Genomic DNA, 16275 nt, shown 5'->3' with positions numbered 1-16275 from the left:
CTCACGGCGAGTCGGTTAAAGATTTGTGAGCGTAAAGCATGACCACCGAACGGGAGACGGCTCGATAGGTGGTTCCGACATGCGCCGGCGCTTCCTGCCACGCGGAGATGTCGAGCGGCGAATCGAGCCCCGTATCAATCCACCGTCGCCAGGTTGACTCTTCCAGCGGCGGCAGTTCAAAATCCAGCGACTCCCAAAATCCGTTAAGGATGATGTAGAACAGCAGTCCTTCGCGGCGCAATTCACCGCTGAGCGCGATGCTTCGCGAGCCATCGCCCCAATCGGGTTGATTCAGTTTCACTCCATGCCAGGCCTTAGTGGCTTCGCGCAGCATGGCATTCACGCTCACACGGTTTCGCTCATGCTCGATGTCGCGTATCGCTCGACGAGCGCACAGCAGGCTGAAAAAGCGATGCACATCGGCATGCTTTTCGAGGAGTGACCAGTCCAGCCAGCTCAGTTCGTTGTCCTGGCAGTACGCATTGTTATTCCCCTGCTGCGTTTGCCTCAATTCGTCCCCCATCAAAATCATGGGGACGCCGAGCGAGAGCAGATTGATAGCGAGAAAATTCTTTACCTGGCGATTACGGAGTCGTTCGATCGCGGCGGCGGTGGTTGGCCCTTCTGCACCACAATTCCAGCTCCGATTGTCGTTCGCGCCATCGCGATTTTGTTCGCCATTGGCTTCGTTATGCTTCTCGTTATAGGAAACGAGATCATTCAACGTGAAGCCATCATGACACGTTACAAAGTTGATGCTCTGTTCAGCTTCCCGCTCCTTATGTCCGTAAACCTCCGGGCTGCCAACAATCCGATCGGCGAGACCGCGCACGGCCCCCGGTTCGCCCCGCATGAAGTCGCGCACGTCATCGCGATACCGGCCGTTCCACTCCTTCCAGGCATCGCCGACAAAACTGCCGACTTGGTAAAGGCCAGCTGCATCCCAGGCCTCCGCTAGGAGCTTCGTGCCCGCGAGTGCCGGTTCGGATTCGATATCCCACAGGACTGGTGGATTAGGAAGGGGCTGGCCCGTCGCATCGCGCGTGAGGATGGAGGCGAGATCGAAGCGAAAGCCATCGACATGCATCACCTCGACCCAATATTTCAGGCTGTCGACGATCAGTCGCCGAACAATCGGGTGATTGGCGTTCAGCGTGTTGCCGCAACCCGTGTAGTTCGCATAGTATTTGCCGCCTTGTTCGAGCGTGTAATACGTTGGGTTGTCGATGCCGCGAAAGCCAAGCGTTGGACCGCGTTCATTTCCTTCAGCTGTATGGTTGAAGACAACGTCGAGAATGACTTCAATGTTCGCGCGATGCAGCGCTTTCACCATGTCTCGAAATTCGTCGAGCGGGCCCAGTGGATCGGGCCGCGAACTATACGCGGGATGCGGCGCGAAGAAGGAAAGTGGAGCGTAGCCCCAGTAGTTTGTTTTGCCAGGCGGGCAGTCCTGCGCGTCGAAGTGAAATACGGGGAGTAGTTCGACGGCCGTAATGCCCAGCTGTTGCAGATACGGAATCTTCTGGATCAATCCGGCGTAGGTGCCACTGAGTTCAGCGGACACACCGGAATTCGGATTGCGTGTGAATCCGCGGACGTGCATCTCGTAAATGATCGTGCGCGCTCCGGGGCGCTGAAGTGGCCGGTCACCTTCCCAATCGTATTGGCTAGGATCGACGACGACGTTCTTCATGGAAGGAGTGCTGCACGCTCCCGGTTGTGTCGCATCGCCCCGCGAATAGCCCTTGGGAACGACAACGCCCTTGCCATACGGGTCGAGCAGCACTTTGAGCGGATCAAAGCGGAGACCACGGTCAGTTGCGTCTGGTCCGTGGACTCGATAGGCGTAAAGCTGACCTGCTTTCAACCGCGGCACGAAACAATGCCAGTAGTGATAGGTGCGTTGCGAGATCGGATCGAGCGCCAGGATTTGACTGGGAGCTACATCGTCCCCATTGTCAAAAAGCAACAACTCGACTGCGGTTGCCTGTCGAGAGAAGAGACTGAAATTGACACCTTTCTTGTTCACCGTTGCTCCCAGCGGCGAGCTGCTGCCGGGAGCAAGCGAAACTGATTTTGACATGGCTGGTGCTTTGTTCATTGTTTCGTAGCAGTTGGCTCTTCCAGCCGAACCATGAGCCACTGCTGCGTGGTCCCATCGGCGAAGTGGATTAGCGCGGGGGCGGTGTCGGAGGCGAGGTTGGAAATTCCGGTCTCTATGATCGGACGTGATTTGTCTTTCACCGTCCAGGCCGCGCGCTGGCAACCTTTGTCTGCCATGCCTTCAATATCCTGAGTGCTGTTCGTCGTGGTGTTGTGCAACAGTCCGTTGATCACACCTTCTTTGCTGATCGCCAATTGCAGAAAGAGCGTGGGACTCGGGCCGGACTTTTGGCCATCCGGAGTCAGGGCGAAAACGCCCAATGGCATCCATTCGGCCTTGTCAGCCGCAACGTCTGGGGCACTAGCGGCAATCTGCTCGGCTTGCTCGGTGTACTCCTCTTCGGTCGCTACCGGCATATCGCCGTAATAGACTTGGCCATCGTCGTAGTAGACGTTTTCGCCGTAGGCGTAGTCCGTGGATTCCGACCATCCGTAACCGCCGCACCATCCGGTGATCGCTGCCCACGTAGCCCACCGGTAAGGCCGGTTGATTCGCCAAGCCGCCCAGTTGGGATGGTCTGCCCAGAAATCGAGTCGAGGGTGATTTTCGCGAATCTGGTCACGAATTTCGTCGCGACGCCCAACGCGGTTGTCCTGCCGATCTTGGCGATTCTGAATTCGGTCTGGACGCCCCGAGATCGGATGGTCAATGTCGGCGCGATTGCCAATCCCCGCTCGATCACCTACTCCGGGGCGGTCACCAACGCCAGGTCGAACTCCGGCAATCGGGTTGGTCACACCGGGTCGGTTAGCAATCCCCGGGCGATCTCCCGTGCCTGGTCGGTTCGCTGGAAGTTGGCTCGGTCGATTTCCTCCATTCTGCAAGAAGTCTGCAGCGGCATTGCCAGGTCGATTGGCCGGCAGCGCTCCCGCCGACGGTCCACTTTTTAGATCCAGGAAGTTTTGCAGTTGCGCATTCGATGGTCGGGTGCCCACTCCAGTTCCTGGTCGCGGCATGGAACCAACTGCTCCGGTGCCAGGACGGACGCTTCCTGCTCCGGTGGCCGGTCGATTGGCGATCGGGTTCGAGGCTCTGGGGGGCGAAGGACGCGCAACATTGGAAGGGCGCGAGATATTCGGCGTGGACGGACGAGCAGCTGGCCTTGGAGCGGGCCGGCTCACCGATGGTGCGCGCGACATGCCGCCTCCGCCGTAACCTCCGCCACCGACACGTCCACCTCCTCCTCCGCCTCCAAACCCACCTCCGCCACCTCCACGCCCGCCACCACCACCGCCGCGGGCCAAGGCATCTGTCATGTACATCGAAAACATCGTGAAGAGCGCCACGCAGATTAAAGCTCGCTTCATTGTTGCACCTGCAGAACATTTGTTTTGAGAGGAGATTTGACGCAGGATCACTCGGCCGACTTTTGCCGAACGACAAGCACTTCTTCAGTGTTGGGTACGAGCTCGTCACCAACTTGGCCGTTCACAATCTGCCACGTGATTTGATCGTCATTCAGTTTCTTGATGATGTTGACTGAAGATGTTTTTCTTCCGTCAGCATGTGTACCGGTCGTTTGCACATGCCAGGCTGAACCCTTCTTGCTCCACGATCCCTCGCCAAACCCACCGTCCGAATCGAAAACCCAGGAGCGGACTTTCTTGGCAGCGGGATCCCAACCAATGATCTGCATTCCAGAGAGAGCCACTCGATCGCGAATGGCTACCGTAAACGAGCGAATCAGAAAGTTCTGATTCTTGGCCCAATGGCACGACGTCTCGATCGTGCTTTGTTCATCCTGGTCGAGCCAGGTGCCAACCATCCATTCGAGTTCTTTCAGGTGCTGGTAGTTGGAGTGCGGTACCAGCGGTTCTACTTCCGTCACGCGATCGAGCAGCCATTTTCCGTCGCGTTTGACATAAACCGCTGAATACTCCGATTCCTCAACTTCACCTTTGCCCTGCAGCACCCTGGCAGTCCCCTGCTCGATCGCCACGTTGGGCGAGACAAACTTAATGCTTTGCGTCGCGGCTTCAAGCTTGGCACCTTTTGCCGCGGCGAACGTCGCAATGAACAACTTCTCGATCGCTTCGCGACCAACAGCTTGCTCACCTGTGTCCGGCTGGGTATAGACGGCTTCCGGAGACCAGAACGCCGCGAGCGCTTTAGCGTCCCCTTTGTTGAACGCCACTACGTATTCTTCGACAGCTTGTCGAATTGCCGCCTCGTCAGGCGATTGTCCCGCGGCGGTCTGGCCCCTCATCGCGAAACAAAGTGCCGCGAGCAGGAAAGTTGAAAACCAACTCCAACACGTTCTGGTCCTCATGAGCTCCTCCGATCCAATTGCAAATTACGAAGTTGTCGAGAGATAAGCGCCGTTGATTTGCACCCGGCTATACGCCTATCGCAGAAAAGCGATTGCAGCATATCCCAGCGCCAATTGAAGTCAATTCCGCGGCGTGTTTGAGCCAACTAGGTGGCCCCTTCTCAGAGATTGAATTCGACCGAACCCTGTGGGACATTACGAATACTTTTCCAGCTACGCATTTATCTCCTGCCCAAAGCGAAAGGTAGACCGATGAAACAGGTCGCCGATGACGCGTTTGAACTTCAAGAAATCCTCAGGCGAAGCGATGTCACCGGAATCCGAGCGGTTGAGTTAGATCGCAGTGGCAATCAGATCGTGCTCCGCAGCGTTATCAGCTCGTTCTACTAGAAGCAACTGGCTCAGGAACTGTTAAGATCCAGGGCCAAGGGCATAGAGATCGAGAGTCAAATCTCCGTCGAGTACACCAAATCGGAACTCGCACCGATTTGTGATGCATAGCTGGCGGGTTGCGCGCGTCAGCGAGACAATTCTGCTAGACGTTCTCCCGCTAACAAGTCTGTCGCGCCACACAAATACTAAAACCAAACGTCTTACAGAGCGATCAATATGTCCTTAAAACAATTGCCACAAATCACACTTTCGCATTCGGCACTTTCCGTACTTCAAGCCGCAGATCAGGAAAACCGCTTGACCCTCGTCGGCTCGGTTGAAGAATTGGTGGCACTTGCCGTTCCTGCGGAAAAGTGCGACGCGCAAGGATACTACACCGTCGGCTACGACGTTCCTGGCACTGACTTTGTTACCGAGGCGAGGGTTTGCCGAGTGCGCAACGGTATCGCTGCCAATTATCCGGAGCCATACATGCGCCGGCGAGATTCCGATTGCATGGTGATTGGCGACAAAGGTCCAACCGACAAGCCGACGTACAGCGAGCGTTTTGGAAAAGAATTCGCGCCCCTGCGACAAGAGACACTGGACTGGTTGAAGACGCAGCCTATCGCCTGCTTTTTCTTCGAGTCGGGCCTGCCCGGTCGGGCCATGAATGCAGTTGCAATCTGTCCAGCCAACGCAGGCTTCTTCGCCCTGGGGTTGGCCATGTTGCAAGGGATCATTCCATTGGAACGGATTCGGCAATTAGGTGCCGACTACCACCACCATGCCGTCCTTTATACGGCCCCAGTCTTTCGTCATACGCATTTCAATGGCAAGCAAATCGTCGTACACAATCGACGCTTCGAGGAAGCCGGTTTGCACGAGTTGTTCAGTTACAACCTCTATCCAGGGCCTTCCGCGAAAAAGGGTGTTTACGGCATGCTGTTGACAGCAGGCGAACGAGGAGAAATCCCGTGGACCACGGCGCACTGCTCGACCGTTCTCGCGACAACGCCCGATAAGCATGTCACCGTGATCATGCACGAAGGGGCATCAGGCAGCGGCAAGAGCGAGATGTTGGAAGCCGTGCATCGCGAGCCTGATGGCCGCCTACGATTGGGAACCAATCTCGTCAGCAACGACACCCAATATGTCACTCTTCCGCAAGGGTGTGACTTGCGACCTGTGACTGACGACATGGCGCTTTGTCATCCCGATTTGCAGAAGCAAGATGGCATTGATCGCAAGTTGTCTTTGGTCGATGCGGAGCAGGGTTGGTTTGTTCGCGTCAACCACATCCAAAACTATGGCACCGATCCGGCGCTGGAGCGCTTAACCGTTCATCCGCCAGGACCGTTGCTGTTCTTGAACATGGAAGCCAAACCAGGGGCTACCACGCTGATTTGGGAACATATTGAAGACAAGCCCGGTGTCCGCTGTCCAAATCCCCGGCTGGTAATTCCTCGAGACTATATTCCTGGAGTGGTGAAAGAAGCAGTAACTGTCGATATTCGGAGCTTCGGCATTCGCTGTCCACCCTGCACCCGCGAGAAACCCACTTACGGCATCGTCGGCATGTTTCACGTGCTGCCCCCGGCGCTGGCCTGGTTGTGGCGATTGGTGGCCCCGCGCGGTCACGGCAATCCGTCGATCGTCTCGCAGGAAGGGATGCAGTCGGAAGGGGTCGGCTCGTATTGGCCCTTTGCCACGGGACGTCGCGTCGATCAAGCGAACATCCTGTTGCATCAGATTGTGGATACCTCTTCCACGCTGTTCGCGCTGATTCCTAATCAACACATCGGCTCATGGAAGGTTGGTTTTGCACCTCAATGGATTGCCCGCGAGTGCCTTGCCCGCGCTCGCGCGAAGCGAACCACGATTCCCAAGGATAATTTGATTGCCTCGCGTTGTCCCCTGTTGGGACACCATCCTCGCAGCCTGGAATTAGAGGGGCAAATGATGGACCCCCAGTTTTTCGACGTGTCTGTTCAGCCAGAGGTCGGGGTGGAGGCCTACGATATTGGCGCTAAGCAGCTTACCCAGTTCTTCCACGAGCAACTCGCACAGTTCCGCAATCCCGAGCTTGATCCGTTGGGGGATCAAATGATTACCGCGTGCTTAGACGGCGCTTCGATTGAGCAGTACGAAGCACTGACCAACGCGGTTTGACCACAGGCAGGTGAGCCGATGGGCGAAAACGAACAGAAGTCCGATCAATTGCCACCGAATCTGGTAAACGAGATTCGCGAGGGACGCAAATTCACACTCGCTGAGGCCATCGGCCGTCTCGCCGGCCCGGGCGCGATGAAGGGCGTCTCTCCCGCAACCGGAAAACAGCAAGCTGAAGCGGTAATCGAGCGCTACTTGGAACGGCACTTGAATAGCCCCGCCGGTGCGCTCCCTGCCGTTCTGTTCCGACAAGTCCGGGAAAGCGTACTACTGCTGAATAATCTTGATCAGCCACTCGTTGTCCTGGCGAGTTTTGTGCAACGAGTCTTGGATTCCGATTACTTGCTTCAAGAGTTAGTTCGGGCCGTCGACTGTGAATGGGGACGCGTCTACGGCGAGCGCCCCTACTTCGAGAAACCGGGCTGCCCACCAGATCAAGAAGATCCATACACAGCTGAATCAGTACGGAACAGCTTATCCCAGTTGGTCACAAACCTGACCGCCACCAGCCGTCCAGACAAATCGATTTAAGAAAGGAAGCTCTTGGTTTAGACCACGAAGAGCTTTCAACGAAGACGGAAACTGGAGAACACGAAGCAGCTATTGAATCGATCCAAACACCAGTTCCCGATTCCAACTGTCATCGCTCGTCCCTGTGGCACCTCCTCCTTAACTAGCGCAATAAAAGCATCACAGCAAGCGTTGCCGTCTCCAGTCTTGACTGGTCCGCACCCTAAAACTTGGTGCTGCAACGGCAGACTTGAACTCACTGAAAGTAGTGGATCCGGTCGCGTTGCTCAATCGAAGGCTCGGATGTTAAACGTCCGGTTTCACGAAACTGCTTCGATCCGACACACTGACGCTGCCGAACCTGCTTCAGATACTTCGGAAGCAGCACCGCGAGAGTGACAAATCTTCGCTCAGAGTGAAATTGCCGGAATGATCGCGTGCGATCGGTACGCTGTTCAGCCGGCAAATCATTTCGATGTATGACCATTGCATAGGCACAATCTGCCAGGGAACACTCCTCCGAAATCTCTGATGACATTTGGCAGGCAATTATCTAGCTGCGTGGAACTAAAGAGTCCAATGCGAATTTAAGGTCGGATTTAGTACGACAGAATGACGGTGAGTCGCCTCCGATCCCTCAGGACACTGATCGATGATTCGGATTGTAGCAGTTGCTCAGTCGTAGTTGCACGTTGCTCAACCGCAGTTGAGGTAGTGTTGAGTGACGCGAAACAATCAACTACTGCAAATAGTTAGCTGTCATGAGTCGACTCACATTCGCTTCTCTCCTGTGCGCTGCTTTCGGGCTATTGCTGAGCAGCGGTGCAACAATCGGGTGGGCATTTCATATCGACTTCCTCAAAACTGGCGTTGTCGGCACGGTTGCGATGAATCCCACGACCGCGTTGGCATTCTTGCTGACGGCGATGGCCCTGGGTTTGTCACATTTTCCGTTACGTGTGAAGTCGGTTGCTGTTAGCCAGGTTCCCGCGGCAATCGTCACGGCGATTGGCCTTACGAAGCTGGCCGACTACTTGCTGGGCTTGAATTCCGGCATCGACCGACTTCTGTTTGTCGAGCAATTGGCCGGAAATCGGATGGCGCCCAACACGGCCGCCGGGTTTGCGTTCATCGGACTCTCACTTCTGCTGCTCGACGTTCGCTGGCGTAAGTCGATATTTCCTGGGGAAGCCCTGGCAGCTTGCATCGCGGTGCTGGGATTACTCTGCCTAGTTGGGTATACCTTCAGTGCGCACGCAATGTACGGAGTGGGCGCTTATATTCCGATGGCTGCGAATACTGCCCTCGCTTTTGAGTTACTTGCGCTCGGAATTTTATTCAGTCGGCCCCAGCGCGGCGGGATGGCGCTGCTCACAAACACTCATGTCGGCGGATCGGCCGCCCGTCGCCTGTTGCCCGTGGCAGCCATGGTGCCCATTGCGCTCGGTTGGCTCTGCCTGCTCGGGCAACAATGGGGCCTTTATAACTCCGAGTTCGGCAGTGCCTTGATGGCGACGGCAAGCGTGGTGCTGTTGGTCGCAGCCATTGGTTGGACGGCGGCCGCTTTGAATTATACGGATCGTCAACGCAAGTCAGCTGAAAGCCAATTGCGAGCAGCGTTTGAAGAATTGGACGAGCGGGTCAATCAAAGGACTGAGGAGTTAGTGTCGGCCAATCGCAACCTGGCCCAGAAGAACCATGAAATCGGTATGTTCCGCTTGCTGGCGGAGAGTGTTCAGGATTATGCGATCTTAATGCTCGACCGGAAAGGCAAAGTGCTGACGTGCAATAGCGGTGCGGAAACAACAACCGGATACGCGCTGTCTGAAATCACCGGGCAGCATTTCACGCTCCTTCATTCATCGGCGGCAGACTCGTCGATCGCCTCCGAATTTCGGCTACTGGCTGCCGTGGAAAGCGGGCAGATTAAAGAAGTGGGCTGGAGAACTCGCAAAGACGGCAGCCAATTTTGGGCACAGTGCGAACTCATCGCCCTGCGAGATGAAATCGGTCAGTTGGCTGGATTCGGCAATGTGATTCGCGACTTGACTGAGCGCCGACAAGCCGATCTGTCGGCACAGGCCGCTTCCGCCGAGTTGAAGCAACGAGACGATCAGTTGCGCCAATCTCAAAAAATGGAAGCAGTCGGCACGCTGGCCGGCGGAGTCGCTCACGAGTTCAACAACTTGCTGCAGGCCATGCAGGCGTACACGCGTTTTGCACTCGAAGGCCTGGACGCACAGGAACAGCGTTATCAGGATCTGCAGCAAGTGTTGGCCGCTGCCGATCGCGCTGCAGCGCTTACCCGGCAATTGCTTGGCTTTGGTCGCCGGCAGGCGTTGGAACTGACGAATGTGAATCCGAATCAGTTGATTCAAGACCTCGTGAAGTTGGTGCGTCCGCTCATCGGCGCCACGATTGCCGTTGACGTGAAATTGGACCCGACGGTAGGCACCATTCACGTCGATTCGGGCCACTTTCAACAGCTGCTAATGAACCTCTGCATCAATGCCCGCGACGCGATGGCCGACGGCGGCACGCTGTTGATCAAGTCGGAAGACCTCTGTCTGAGCCAACATTATTGCGATGTTCACCCCGGCGTCGAACCGGGCCGCTACTTGGCAATCACCGTCTCCGATACTGGAACTGGGATGCCGCCGGAAGTTCTTGAGCACATCTTCGAGCCGTTCTATACGACTAAGGGGGTCGGCAAGGGAACGGGCCTCGGCCTTTCGATGGTATATGGCATGGTTCAGCAGCACCAAGGAACGATTCGTGTTTACAGCGAAGTCGGACTCGGCACCACTTTTCGAATTTATTTGCCGACCGTCGACTGCGAACAACCGGTCAGTGTTGTCACCTACGACAGCCAGAGCCATAGGGGCATCGAAACGATCCTAGTGGCGGATGACGAACCACTCGTGCACGACGTCTATGTGCGGGTGTTGGCCAAAGCCGGCTATCGCTTGCTCACCGCGCGCGATGGGCGTGAAGCGTGGGACACCTTTCAAGCGCACCAGGAAGAGATCGATTTGTTGCTGCTAGACGTCGTCATGCCCCATCAATCCGGCCGCGATGTCCAGCGTAAAGTGGCACAACTCAAGCCGAACCTGCCGGTGATTTTCTGCAGCGGCTATGACCCCGAAACGGCCTATGCACGTTTTACAGAAGAGGGCCACTTTCCGTTTTTGCAGAAGCCTTGTGACCCCGATGTTCTGTTGCAGACCGTGCGTCAAGTTCTGGATCAGAGGGCACTATGTCCAGCATAACCGACTCTCCCGCTCCTTTAATTTTGGTCGTCGATGACGAACCTCTCGTGCGCGATGTACTCACTCGTTGGCTCCGCGCGGAAGGTTTTCGTTGTCTTTCAGCGGCCGATGCTGAATCCGCCTGGCAGCAGGTCCAAGAGCAGGCCGTCGACCTGGTGACGTCGGACATCAACATGCCCGGCGTCTCCGGGATTCAACTGTTGGCCCGCTTGCAGGCTGCGGATCCAGATCAGGCTGTCTTGATGCTCACGGGATGCGGAGAAACAAGTACGGCAATTCGCGCTTTGACTCAAGGCGCCTGCGGTTACCTGCTGAAACCCGTGCAGCGTGAGGAGATGATTTTTCAAGTGCGGCAAGGGCTAGAAAGAACTCAGCTCCGCAAGGAACGTCGCCGTTATACCGAAGAGCTTGAACGCCGTGTGCAGGAGCAAACTCAGACGATTCGCTCAGCCCACGAAGAGACAATTCATCGGTTGGTGACGGCTTCGAGTTTTCGCGATGAAGAGACCGGCGCTCATATCCGTCGCACCGGCCTGTTCAGCGAAGCCCTCGCTCGGGCCGCCGGTTGGTCACGAGGCGAGTGCGAACGACTGCGCATGGCGGCACCGATGCACGACGTGGGAAAGATCGGAATTCCCGATTCGATTCTGCAGAGGCCCGGCCGCTTAACGCCGGACGAATTCGCCGTGATGAAAACGCACACGACGATCGGCGCGCAAATGTTGCAAGGGTCTTCCTCGCCGATGTTAAAGTTAGCACATGAAATCGCCCTGAACCATCACGAGAAATGGGATGGAACGGGCTATCCTCAGGGGATTCGGGGCGAGGAGATTCCCGAATCAGCCCGGATTCTCGCCATCGTCGATGTCTACGACGCGCTGACGCATGATCGTGTCTATCGCAAAGCGCTGCCGCACGACGAAGTTCTGACGATCTTACGCCAAGGCCGGGAAACACACTTTGATCCCGGCCTATTGGGAATGTTCTTTGCGATTCTGGAAGAGATTCAACAGATCTCAATGGTCAATCCAGACGTGGCATTTTCTGCCGAGTCCAATTCGGTGTCTCAAGATCTTGGCTCCCAAGATTTCGGCCAAGCCGTTGCGGCCAACTACAGGACCAATGCTGTAGTTTGAATAATCCAGAGCCTCGCACTACTTCGAGGATGCGTGCCGATGAAAACAGCCACAGGCGAAAGGTATCGAGCGCTTATCGTCGAAGACGAGGGCGCTCTGCGGCATGCGATGTTGCGGACGTTCAGTCGGAGCGGATTCGATTGCAAAGTAGCTGCGAATGGTTGTCAAGCGTTGGAACTGGTGTCGCAGACCAAGTTCGACGCTGTCATTACCGATTTGAACATGCCGGAGATGAACGGCCATCGCCTTGCCGTCGAACTGATGGCACAATCTGAGCCTCCGCTTGTGATCGTCGTCACGGGCGTCACCGAACCAAAACTGGAACGTGATCTTCGGTCGCGCGGCGTCGCCGATATTCTGTTCAAGCCCATCAATTATGATGAACTAGTCGCTCGCACGAATTGCCTCCTCGACGCCAGGACTGCTGACCTTACGCCTTTGCCCGCTTCTCAGGCAGTGGATCGTTTATCGAATCCAAGCATTGGCGAGATATCACTTTGCGATGCTGCTTCTCACGGGTGTAAGCCCTCCGAAGACTCATTGCCGATCATCGCAACTGCGCCTCAACCAAATTCGATAAGTTCCGCCGCGCGGTCTGCTGAGCAGGCTCAGCACGTGTCGACAAATAGCAGCTGGTTACCATACGTTCTTACGTTTGCCGCTGGCATCTGGATGGGTTGGCTGATGGGCGTGTTCGCTCGATAACTATCCTTTCAAGCTTGCCTGCTTCGGCCGACGCTCCGAAGTTGCGATCTGCATTCTACTCGAAGCTACCATTTACCAACGATTCCGTCGCTCAGCTGACGGGTCATAGTAGGCAGCAGGTATGTAAGGTTCGACCGGTGGCGGTGGAGACGCGACTGGCGAAAGTACCGAAATCCTTCGCATCGAACGAGCACAGATAGCCTGATACGTCGCATCGAAGTAGTGATTCGGCTTCGGTGACTTCCACCAGCCAGTCCGAGCGCCGCCGAAGCCAGGCTTATGCCGCGTCTCCCAGGTTTCGGACAAAAGGTGCTTCGAATAGTTGAGATGTCCGGTAACGTTGCGGCGGCCGTCGACCCGCGCTGGGTTGAACAAGGTAAGTGCACCTGGTTGACCAGCTTCCAATAGCAAGCCTTCATGCACCTTCAGCTTCCAGTGATCGGCGTTCGTCATCACTAGTGGGATCCCGCCACGGAAGACCACGTGCCAGTTGTCGCCAATCAGAATGTGCGGCGAATCGAGTGGCCGCCGGTAGTTCGGCTCGCCCTTCGAGGGAATGAACGAATGGAACCCGACCTGCGCACAAAAATGCTGCACCGGTTGAATGTTCCACGATTCCTCCTTCCAGCCTTGGTCGATCAGCGTGAGATCAGCGATCAGCTTCTCGCCAGTCGGGGTGGTGTACGGAATCTCTTCCTGGGCGGCGTGCCAGGCAAACAGCCCTTCCAGAATCAGCAGTTCGCAGTCCGCTGCTTTCCGGCCTTCGGTGAGGAACGGAAAGAAGTCGTAATCGATAATCGAGCCGGCACCGTGCTCATTCCAGGCGATCGCGACCCAGTGCAGACCTAGCTTTTGCACATCGCCGCCCACGGTGATGCAAATGGTTTCTTCTGGTGCCTCGCGCTTCTCCAGACCGCCCAGGCAGTTGTTCTGGATGTGGTAAGCGGTGAGCACGATCCTCTGCGTCGATTCGTCTGCCGGTGGATCGTTGTCGTATTCGGTGGCCACTGCATCAGCACCCAAGCGTGCGACTTCCGAATAGTAGAACTCGAGCGCCGAGGCCTCCGCCGGAGTGTGACGATTGGGATTCGCCACGCTGGCGCCGGCATCCATCAACTCACGGTTCGCCAGGTACAGTTCATGGGCCCTGTTCGTGCCGTTCACCCAGTCGGCCTGCTTAAGAGCGACAAACTCCTGCCAGAGATCAGCTCGGTCGGGCTTCTTCACGAGGAAGCGGAACCGTTTCGGCTTCCAGCTGGGCTTTTGATCGGGATCCGTATATTTAAATGAGACGCAAGCCCGATTTTGAATGGTGGTCAGCATTACCCGCGCAAGTCGCCGCTGCTGCGAACCAAGGCCGGCGATCGCTCGATCGATGCGATCTTCAAGCTTGGCAGCCTGCTCGGGGCTCCGAGCCGTTTCTTCGGTGTCCGGATCGTCGATGCAGGCGACATCGACGCGGCGGCCCTTCTTCTTCACACCGCGGATGGCAGCATCGAGACCCCGCGTGGCAATGATTGCCCCGGCCGAGGGTGAACCGGGCACTTTCGGCAGGTAGATTTCCTGGCCACACCAGGAGAAGCGGCTGGAAGTGGGTAAGTACTGCTCGCCGTTGTCAGGGCGGTTGCCAGTCACCAGTTGAAAGTGGGCGCGCTGAGGAGTGTTTTCCAAGGCGCGGACCGGCACACAGACTTCCGGATAATCGGCACACAGCCGATCGTTGTTCTCGATCTCCAGCTTGATCGATTCCAGCGAATCCTGGGCGGCGCTACCCGTGGCCGCGAAGAGGACGGCGAAGCGAATGAGTCCCTGCAGCGTGTACTTGAGCAGCATCCGTTCGAAGTACGTGGTCTTCCCTTCGCCTCGACTGGCAGCGATCGACTGATCGCCGCCGTGCAGAATGGCGTTGCGAATCGCTGCGATCATTTCCTTCTGCTGATCGGTGAAGTCATACCAGAAGGGATTCTCCGAGCCGCTCTCGATCGCAAAGTACCAGCGTAACCAAGCTTCATCGTCGGCCTCGAGCCGCGTGCGTCGCTCCGGATCTGCACAAGAAGGAACGACGACGGTTTTGCTGGAGGCGCTCCGTTCACGCTTGCGGCGAATATCACGATCCCGTTCCGCGACGTTGCCCACGCCCGGGACGGCTTCCACTTGCTGCAGAAGGTGCCGCAGCTTCTTGGCCTTGTTGCGTAGTTCGGGAATCTTCTCCACAGCTAGTTCATCCGTTGTTGGGGCGTGCGAATCGGAACGATTTCGGTCGACCTAAATCTCGGCGCGAGAAAACCTGCTGAATTCCGGCTGAGATTCGGCCTGCCTGGCTTGAGCTGTTGGCCGGCGCATGGCTGATGTGTGTCTGTCGAATGACGACTTCCCAACCACATCAGGAAACGAACGATGAGCGCAGACCGAATGAGCGCCGCGGTGGACCAAGCCGCTATTGAGAAGGTGATTCGCGACAACCTTTCGCCGGCAGGAGTCGCGGCCCTGGTGATGGCGCTGCAACCCGCGGGTTCCTTTCCCGCCAGCACGCCGGAAGGGGAGCAGGCTTTGCAGCAGGTGCTGTGGTTCCGCCACACGCTGCTCGACATGATCGGAGTTGAGACCTTCAACCGGCAGATCGATGAGCTGGGGTTCTAAGCCGAAACGCCTTCGCGGGCGTCGCTCGGCGGTGGTTCGCCGAGCCTGAGGATGGCAGCCAATCCATTGCGAACCGGGAGAACGATCATGTCCAAGAAGACCAGCACGAAGAAACCTGCCTCGAAGACCGCCAAGGCCAAACCCGCCAAGAAGGCCAAGACCCAGGTACCAGCGACCAAGCCCGAAGTGGCCGAAACGAAGCCCGCCGGTAGCTGCCCAAAGGGTGGCGATCACGAATGGACCGACGAGGGTGCCGAGCGATTCTGCGCGATGTGCAAAGAGCCCGAGGTGGCGAAAGGCAAACGATCGACGAAGGCCAGGACCACCAAACCGGCAACCGACAAGAAGATGTCGGCCCTCGATGCCGCCGCCAAGCTGCTCGGCGAGACCAAAGAACCCATGAATACGAAGACGATGATCGAAACCATCGCGGCCAAGGGTTACTGGTCGAGCCCCGGTGGCAAGACGCCGCACGCCACGCTCTACAGCGTCATTCTGCGGGAGATCAACACCAAGGGCGACGAAGCCCGGTTCAAGAAGACCGACCGGGGGAACTTCGCGTTCAACGGGTAGCGCACCCCAGCAGACTTGGCCCCACGACGCCCCACGTTCGCCACGCTGGGGCGTTTTGCGTTTCTTGGCCGAGGAGGCGGTCCAGAGGGAACCTACGCCACGTCGGACGACTGGTTGCGCCGGCGAAAAGCTGCTGGATTCTGGGGGCCGGCTATTGAACTTCGCAGGGATTGCTGGCTTATGTGTGTTATCGCAACCGCCTACGCCCGGAGCTTCACGATGACCACTTTCTACGTCGCCACCCGCGCTCAGTATGTCTTGGTCGAAGCTGCCGATGAAACTGAAGCGACCAAGCTCGGACAAACCGCCCTGCAGGCGATGTACGCGGCACGCTTGGGCAAACAGGTGACGATCAGCATCTGCACCATCCGCCCCGCGACCGCCGACGAGATTCAGCTGCAGCGCTGGCAAAGCCAAATGGTTGCTGCGGAAGGCGAGTAACCTCGCTTGAATGCTGCTGCATCG

The 16275-nt window shown here is 57.0% G+C and carries 12 protein-coding genes and 1 other RNA gene; 9 read left to right on the top strand and 4 right to left on the bottom strand.

The annotated features are described in order from the left end of the window. Position 1: 1 nt before the first annotated feature. From glgX to NA78x_RS13875, 3 genes are all read right to left on the bottom strand, one after another. A complete protein-coding gene (gene glgX, locus NA78x_RS13885; RefSeq protein ID WP_425619047.1) occupies positions 2 to 2083 on the bottom strand; it encodes a glycogen debranching protein GlgX in 2082 nt (693 codons plus the stop codon). A gap of 14 nt (positions 2084 to 2097) precedes the next feature. Continuing rightward, positions 2098 to 3099 carry a hypothetical protein gene (locus tag NA78x_RS13880; RefSeq protein WP_425619046.1) on the bottom strand — a complete coding sequence of 334 codons (1002 nt, stop codon included), beginning with the start codon at positions 3097 to 3099 and terminating at the stop codon, positions 2098 to 2100. Between the two features lie 419 nt (positions 3100 to 3518). Further along, positions 3519 to 4433: a YybH family protein gene (locus tag NA78x_RS13875; protein ID WP_425619045.1), complete on the bottom strand. Its 915-nt coding sequence runs from the start codon at positions 4431 to 4433 to the stop codon at positions 3519 to 3521. A gap of 609 nt (positions 4434 to 5042) precedes the next feature. Here NA78x_RS13875 and NA78x_RS13870 point away from each other — a divergent pair. The 5 genes from NA78x_RS13870 to NA78x_RS13850 all read left to right on the top strand — a co-directional run bounded on the left by NA78x_RS13870 (position 5043) and on the right by NA78x_RS13850 (position 12597). After that, positions 5043 to 6977 carry a DUF4914 family protein gene (locus tag NA78x_RS13870; RefSeq protein WP_425619044.1) on the top strand — a complete coding sequence of 645 codons (1935 nt, stop codon included), beginning with the start codon at positions 5043 to 5045 and terminating at the stop codon, positions 6975 to 6977. An 18-nt stretch (positions 6978 to 6995) separates the two neighbouring features. After that, a complete protein-coding gene (locus tag NA78x_RS13865; RefSeq protein WP_425619043.1) occupies positions 6996 to 7508 on the top strand; it encodes a hypothetical protein in 513 nt (170 codons plus the stop codon). Positions 7509 to 8374: 866 nt separating this feature from the next. Beyond that, entirely contained in the window at positions 8375 to 10756 is a 2382-nt protein-coding gene (locus tag NA78x_RS13860) for an ATP-binding protein (protein ID WP_425619042.1), read from the top strand. Next, positions 10744 to 11892, top strand: a complete 1149-nt coding sequence (locus NA78x_RS13855) for an HD domain-containing phosphohydrolase (protein ID WP_425619041.1) — start codon at positions 10744 to 10746, stop codon at positions 11890 to 11892. Before NA78x_RS13860 ends, NA78x_RS13855 begins: the two co-directional genes overlap by 13 nt. Before the next feature lie 39 nt (positions 11893 to 11931). Continuing rightward, the gene (locus tag NA78x_RS13850; protein WP_425619040.1) at positions 11932 to 12597 is read left to right on the top strand and encodes a response regulator; all 666 of its coding nucleotides are present in this window, start codon (positions 11932 to 11934) and stop codon (positions 12595 to 12597) included. Positions 12598 to 12669: 72 nt separating this feature from the next. Here the strand turns inward: NA78x_RS13850 and NA78x_RS13845 are convergent, their stop codons facing one another. Next, on the bottom strand, positions 12670 to 14811 hold the full coding sequence (locus tag NA78x_RS13845; protein WP_425619039.1) for a terminase gpA endonuclease subunit: 2142 nt from the start codon (positions 14809 to 14811) through the stop codon (positions 12670 to 12672). Between the two features lie 183 nt (positions 14812 to 14994). Here NA78x_RS13845 and NA78x_RS13840 point away from each other — a divergent pair, with 183 nt between their 5' ends. From NA78x_RS13840 to NA78x_RS13825, 4 genes are all read left to right on the top strand, one after another. Continuing rightward, positions 14995 to 15237 (top strand): hypothetical protein, encoded by a 243-nt coding sequence (locus NA78x_RS13840; RefSeq protein WP_425619038.1) that lies wholly within the window; start codon positions 14995 to 14997, stop codon positions 15235 to 15237. After that, an RNA gene (locus NA78x_RS13835) (hammerhead ribozyme type II) lies at positions 15237 to 15301 on the top strand. Before NA78x_RS13840 ends, NA78x_RS13835 begins: the two co-directional genes overlap by 1 nt. Positions 15302 to 15324: 23 nt before the next feature. Continuing rightward, on the top strand, positions 15325 to 15810 hold the full coding sequence (locus tag NA78x_RS13830; protein WP_425619037.1) for a winged helix-turn-helix domain-containing protein: 486 nt from the start codon (positions 15325 to 15327) through the stop codon (positions 15808 to 15810). 219 nt (positions 15811 to 16029) lie between these two features. Further along, positions 16030 to 16251 (top strand): hypothetical protein, encoded by a 222-nt coding sequence (locus tag NA78x_RS13825; protein WP_425619036.1) that lies wholly within the window; start codon positions 16030 to 16032, stop codon positions 16249 to 16251. Positions 16252 to 16275 lie beyond the last annotated feature (24 nt).

This window comes from Anatilimnocola aquadivae (assembly GCF_049819085.1).
Lineage (GTDB): Bacteria > Planctomycetota > Planctomycetia > Pirellulales > Pirellulaceae > Anatilimnocola.
Note: the sequence above shows the minus strand (reverse complement) of the source record. Positions and strands in the feature narration are given on the sequence as shown.

Coding starts and splice junctions, on each gene's coding strand:
- NA78x_RS13825 (WP_425619036.1), top strand. CDS start 16,030: ATGACCACTTTCTACGTCGCCACCCGCGCTCAGTATGTCTTGGTCGAA.
- NA78x_RS13855 (WP_425619041.1), top strand. CDS start 10,744: ATGTCCAGCATAACCGACTCTCCCGCTCCTTTAATTTTGGTCGTCGAT.
- NA78x_RS13840 (WP_425619038.1), top strand. CDS start 14,995: ATGAGCGCAGACCGAATGAGCGCCGCGGTGGACCAAGCCGCTATTGAG.
- glgX (WP_425619047.1), bottom strand. CDS start 2,083: ATGTCAAAATCAGTTTCGCTTGCTCCCGGCAGCAGCTCGCCGCTGGGA.
- NA78x_RS13875 (WP_425619045.1), bottom strand. CDS start 4,433: ATGAGGACCAGAACGTGTTGGAGTTGGTTTTCAACTTTCCTGCTCGCG.
- NA78x_RS13865 (WP_425619043.1), top strand. CDS start 6,996: ATGGGCGAAAACGAACAGAAGTCCGATCAATTGCCACCGAATCTGGTA.
- NA78x_RS13860 (WP_425619042.1), top strand. CDS start 8,375: ATGAATCCCACGACCGCGTTGGCATTCTTGCTGACGGCGATGGCCCTG.
- NA78x_RS13850 (WP_425619040.1), top strand. CDS start 11,932: ATGAAAACAGCCACAGGCGAAAGGTATCGAGCGCTTATCGTCGAAGAC.
- NA78x_RS13870 (WP_425619044.1), top strand. CDS start 5,043: ATGTCCTTAAAACAATTGCCACAAATCACACTTTCGCATTCGGCACTT.
- NA78x_RS13830 (WP_425619037.1), top strand. CDS start 15,325: ATGTCCAAGAAGACCAGCACGAAGAAACCTGCCTCGAAGACCGCCAAG.